This is a genomic window from Rhodovulum sp. 12E13, from assembly GCF_003340565.1.
Taxonomy (GTDB): Bacteria; Pseudomonadota; Alphaproteobacteria; order Rhodobacterales; family Rhodobacteraceae; genus HLUCCA09.
Genome location: NZ_QPLK01000073.1, coordinates 1 through 4,575 on the forward strand (window position 1 = coordinate 1; position 4,575 = coordinate 4,575).

At 67.3% G+C, this 4,575-nt stretch carries 6 protein-coding genes; 5 read left to right on the forward strand and 1 reads right to left on the reverse strand.

What is annotated here, in order from left to right; genetic code table 11:
- Positions 1-886: 886 nt before the first annotated feature.
- Complete coding sequence (locus DLJ49_RS20790; RefSeq protein ID WP_199533472.1) at positions 887-1,057, reverse strand: S24/S26 family peptidase; 171 nt, start codon at positions 1,055-1,057, stop codon at positions 887-889.
- Between the two features lie 176 nt (positions 1,058-1,233).
- On the opposite strand from DLJ49_RS20790, the gene DLJ49_RS20795 reads away from it, so the two are divergent.
- The 5 genes from DLJ49_RS20795 (at position 1,234) to DLJ49_RS20815 (ending at position 4,462) form a co-directional block, all read left to right on the forward strand.
- A complete protein-coding gene (locus DLJ49_RS20795) occupies positions 1,234-2,175 on the forward strand; it encodes a 1-phosphofructokinase family hexose kinase (protein ID WP_158547540.1) in 942 nt (313 codons plus the stop codon).
- A gap of 24 nt (positions 2,176-2,199) precedes the next feature.
- Positions 2,200-3,393 (forward strand): phosphoglycerate kinase, encoded by a 1,194-nt coding sequence (gene pgk / locus DLJ49_RS20800; RefSeq protein ID WP_115395425.1) that lies wholly within the window; start codon positions 2,200-2,202, stop codon positions 3,391-3,393.
- Between the two features lie 86 nt (positions 3,394-3,479).
- A complete protein-coding gene (locus DLJ49_RS20805; protein ID WP_115395426.1) occupies positions 3,480-3,905 on the forward strand; it encodes a PRC-barrel domain-containing protein in 426 nt (141 codons plus the stop codon).
- 76 nt (positions 3,906-3,981) lie between these two features.
- The gene (locus tag DLJ49_RS20810; RefSeq protein WP_158547541.1) at positions 3,982-4,161 is read left to right on the forward strand and encodes a hypothetical protein; all 180 of its coding nucleotides are present in this window, start codon (positions 3,982-3,984) and stop codon (positions 4,159-4,161) included.
- A gap of 19 nt (positions 4,162-4,180) precedes the next feature.
- The gene (locus tag DLJ49_RS20815; protein ID WP_158547542.1) at positions 4,181-4,462 is read left to right on the forward strand and encodes a cation-transporting P-type ATPase; all 282 of its coding nucleotides are present in this window, start codon (positions 4,181-4,183) and stop codon (positions 4,460-4,462) included.
- Positions 4,463-4,575 lie beyond the last annotated feature (113 nt).

Genomic DNA, 4,575 nt, shown 5'->3' on the forward strand with positions numbered 1-4,575 from the left:
TCCTGCGGTGTCGGACGGGCAAGCAGGCGGCCGAACTCGGTCGAATCGAAGCGGGGCATGGCAGGTCTCCGGCAGGCTCAGAAGCCGCCGATCCTACTCTACTGACGGACAAGAACAAAGGGCGAACCAAAACGGTTTGCTGACACCGCTCGATCAGAAGTGTGAAATCTTGAAGCGTCCATCAATAATTAGTGAATTATTCTGATGTTGGGCACTACATATTGATTTCCACCGTGAGGAGGGGCGAAGTCGCCTTCTGATTGTTGTCACACGCGGGGATTCAACGCCTGGCAGATCGGCAAGGACCGGAAACTTGGTGATCAGTCTGACGATTCGGCACCGTCAGAGGCTCCAAGCTGTCGGGTGTCAATCGGCATGGAATCGGGACCCCCAATTGGAGTGCGCCCCTGCGGTTGGACAGATCGGGTAGGCCGGAATTGACCGGGGCCGGGCTTTCCAAGGAAGAAAGCCCATGCCGAGACGCCACCGCAGGCCGCTTGCGGCGCGCCGACTTCAAGCGCCAGGTCGTCGCCGAGTATCACGCCGGCGAGACCCTCCAACCGCCTCCATCTCGGCGAGGAACTTGTCCCGCCGCGTCTGCTTCTTCTTCATCGCGTGGCGGAGGCCGGGAAAGGCGGGCTGCTTGGGCATCGGGGGCCTACTTCGTGGTCCCGCCCAGTCTACCCCAAGCCGATCATAGAGCGGGGTTTTTCAGGCGCTCCCTAAACAGATCAAGCCGGCGGAATCAAACGGTCAATTCAATGACTTGAGGTTCACTGCAGTGTCGCGTGCGGCGGAGCACCTGCCTCACTTCACACCTTCGAGACGGAGCGATGAGAAGGCCGGCGCTGGATCGTCGTTGTCGACCTCCTGCGACGCGATCACCTCAGATCTCCCGCGCGAACCAACGGATGCGGCCGACGATGTGGATCTCGTCGGCCGTTCGCTCGTAGGGGCTGTAGAAGCCGTTGTCGGAAATGACGCGCACGGCTGGCGGATCGCTGTTCGGGATGTGCTCGAGCCGCTTGGCCACCAGCTCCATGCCGTCGTCCAGCACGAAGATGCCGGGCGGTCGAGATCGAGATGACGGGGTGAAGGTGCGCCTGGCGGGCGACGCGCCCGCGACGGGGCGATCGAGAGCGAACGGAACCTGCGCACCGATCAGCCGTTCCGAAGATATCGCGCCTGCCGAGAACGGCGCGAACCGACGGCAGACGGCGAGGGAAACCCAGCTTGGCCGAGAAGGTGGTGACATTGACGCCCAATCCGGCGCTCGACCTCTGGCTGACCACGTCGAGCTTCAGGGCGGGACCGAAGCTTCGCACGAGTCGGCCGAGATCCGACCCGGGTGGCGGCGGCATCAACGTCTCGCGCGTGATCCACCGGCTGGGGGGCGAGACGCTCGCGCTGTACGCGGCCGGCGGGCGCCGGGGCGACGAGATCGAGGACGGTCTGAAGCGCGAGGGGATAGATGCCGAACGCTGCGGCATCGAGGGCGACACCCGCGAGGATATCAGCGTCTGCGAGGAGGAGAGCGGCAAGGTGCTGCGCTTCGTGACGCCGGGCCCCGAGCTGCAGCGGCACGAGGTCGATAGGCTTCTGGACATGCTGGAGCGCGCCGCGACCGGCGCGTCTCTGGTGGTCGGCAGCGGCAGCCTGCCTCAAGGCGCGGGCGAGGATTTCTGGGCGCGTGCTGCTACACGGGGCAAACGCGCCGGTGCCCGCTTCGTTCTCGATTCCCACGATGCGATCGATGCGGCCCTCGAGACCGGGGTCTACTGCTTCCGCGAGAACCGCGACGCGATCTCCGGGATCGCAGGCCACGATGTCGGCTGGCCCGACGAGACGGCGGCATGGGCCGAGAAACGGGTCGAGGCGGGCGCCGCCGAGATCGTCATCGTGACCGAGGGCGACGAGGGCGCGCTCCTCGTCACCCGTGACGTCAAGCTCCTGCAACGCCCGCCCGAGGTCGACCCGCGCAGTGCCATCGGCGCCGGCGACAGCTTCGTTGCCGGCCTTTGCCTCGCGTGGGCGAGGCAGGAGGGGCTCGAGGAATCGCTGCGGGCTGCGGTGGCCACCGCGGCCGCGACCTTGCTGACGCCGGGCACGGAACTGTGCCGCCAGCAGGATGCCGCGCGTCTTCTCGCGGATATGGGCGAGCTTCGGCGGCTCTGAATGCGAACGGACGGGGAGCGGGAGATGAACCTGCCGGATATCCGGGCGACCGATGTCGAGGGAAAGCGCGTGCTCGTGCGTGCCGACCTGAACGTTCCGGTGAAGGACGGCGAGATCGCCGACGACAGCCGCCTGCGCGCGGCGCTGCCGACCCTTCGCGACATACTGGGCCGCGGCGGCCGACTGATCGTGATCGCTCATCTCGACCGGCCCGGCGGCACGCGCGACCCCGCGGCCTCGCTGCGCCCTGTGGCGGGTGCCCTGCGTGACGCGCTGGACGGCCCTCGGGTGACATTCGTCGAGGATTGCCTGGGCACCGACGCGGAGCAGGCTGTCGACGGGCTCGGCGCGGGCGAGTGCCTCGTCCTCGAGAACCTGAGGTTCCATGCCGGCGAGACGGGCAATGCCAGGGACTTCGCCGATGCTCTGGCGGGGCTGGCGGACCTCTACGTCAACGACGCCTTCTCGGCGTCGCACCGCGCGCACGCATCCATCATCGGGCTGCCGGCTCGGCTTCCGGCGGCGGCGGGCCTCCTGATGCAGAAGGAGATCGGGACACTCGATCGCCTGCTCGGCGCCCCGCAACGACCCTATGTCGCGCTGCTTGGCGGGGCCAAGGCAAAGACCAAGGTGCCGGTGGTCGAGCAACTGCTGGACAAGGCCGACCGGATCCTTCTGGGGGGAGTCATGGCGACGACGTTCCTGAAGGCGCGCGGGATCGACGTCGGGCGCTCGAGGATCGCCGAGGACGATGTCGGGCGGGCGGAGAAGCTGCTGCGCGACGCCGAAAGCGCGCGTGTCGATCTGCTGTTGCCGACCGACGTCGTCGTGGCATCGGAGGCGCACGGCGACGCCGAGGCAGAGGTCGTCGGCCTCGACAGGATCGGCGACCGCATGATCCTCGACATCGGCCCCGACACGATCCGCCGCTACGCCGACGCGATCGAGGACCGGGGAACGGTGGTCTGGAACGGCCCGATGGGCGCGGCCGAGCTCGAACCGTTCCGGCAGGGCACGCATTTCCTGGCGGCGGCGATCGGCGAACAGACACGGTCCGGCGGCCTCGTCAGTGTCGCGGGCGGCGGCGACACGGCCGCGTTTCTGCAGAAGCACCAGTTCCTGCATCTGTTCACCTACACCTCCATGGCCGGCGGGGCGTTCCTCCACTGGCTGTCGGGAGAGGGGCTGCCCGGCCTGGAGGCCCTGGCTCCTCACTGACGAGCTCCGGCCGGAACCCTTGAATGCTCGTCTCGTTGACTGTCCGGACGCGAGGCAAAAAGACCGCCTAGCCACGGGAGGCAGCAATGGACTCTTTCAGCCCTTGGCGTGTGTTCGGGTTTTTCATTGCGACGACCTTCCTGCCGTTGGGCCTCGGTGCGCAAGAAGGCGATCCAGACGGCGACCCGGGTGACGCCGTGAGATCGAGCCCGGCCGAAAGCGACGGGATCGCCGGGCACGAACTGGCCGAGAACATCAGGGGGCGGCAGGTCGTCAATGCGATCGGCGATGAGCTCGGGGAAATCTCGGGCATCATAATCAGCGGCGATCGCGTGACCCACGCCATCGTCTCGATTGGCGGTTTCGTCGGTCTGGGAGGGTCGGACGTGGTCGTGCCCTTCGGTGTGCTCCGGTTCGACGCGGAGCAGGTGACGATCGACACGCTGTCGTCTTCCGATCAACTCGAGGGCCTCACGCTGTTCGAGCCGGGCGATTTCGGCCTCTCGGAATAGCGCGGCGGTTCGCCTGACCATCCATCGCGCGGGTCGATGGTCGATCCGGCGCCCTGACCATGCGGAGATGCCGAACATGACTGCACGCGTCGCCATCAACGGTTTCGGCCTGCGGGGCCGGGCCGCGTTGAAACAACTGCAAGAGTGCGCCGAGCCCGAGCTCGTCGCGGTGAACGATGTCGCCGCGCGCGACGACGAGGAGGGGTGCCACGCCGCGCAGAGCATGCACGAAGCCGCGCGTCTGGCCGCGTCCTGATCCCGATGCCCGTTCGACCGTGACCGACGCAGCGCCACACCGGGACACCCTGTCCGAGAGGCCCTGGCACGCCGTGCCGGGCGAGGATGTCGCCGAGGACCTCGGAAGCGACCGCGAGGCCGGCCTCGCCGACAAGGAGGCGCATCGGCGGCTGGAGCGCTACGGGCCGAACAGGCTGCCCGAGCGCCAGCGCGAGACGGTTCTGCGCACCTTCCTTCGCCAGTTCCGCGATCCGCTGATCTACATCCTGCTGATCGCGGGCGGCGTCTCGCTCGCCATCGGCAATCTAGCAGGCCGCTGAAAAAGGCCGCCTCGACACGGGTTTGAGGACATGATTCACCCTTTCCGGGTCACGAGGGGGGCGGTCATGCGCGGGACAGACGAGGCGAGCGGGTCGCTGTTCAGCTATGTGGA

Excerpts from the sequence above, each read along its gene's own strand:
- pgk (WP_115395425.1), top strand. The coding sequence starts at position 2,200 with ATGAACCTGCCGGATATCCGGGCGACCGATGTCGAGGGAAAGCGCGTG.
- DLJ49_RS20810 (WP_158547541.1), top strand. The coding sequence starts at position 3,982 with ATGACTGCACGCGTCGCCATCAACGGTTTCGGCCTGCGGGGCCGGGCC.
- DLJ49_RS20805 (WP_115395426.1), top strand. The coding sequence starts at position 3,480 with ATGGACTCTTTCAGCCCTTGGCGTGTGTTCGGGTTTTTCATTGCGACG.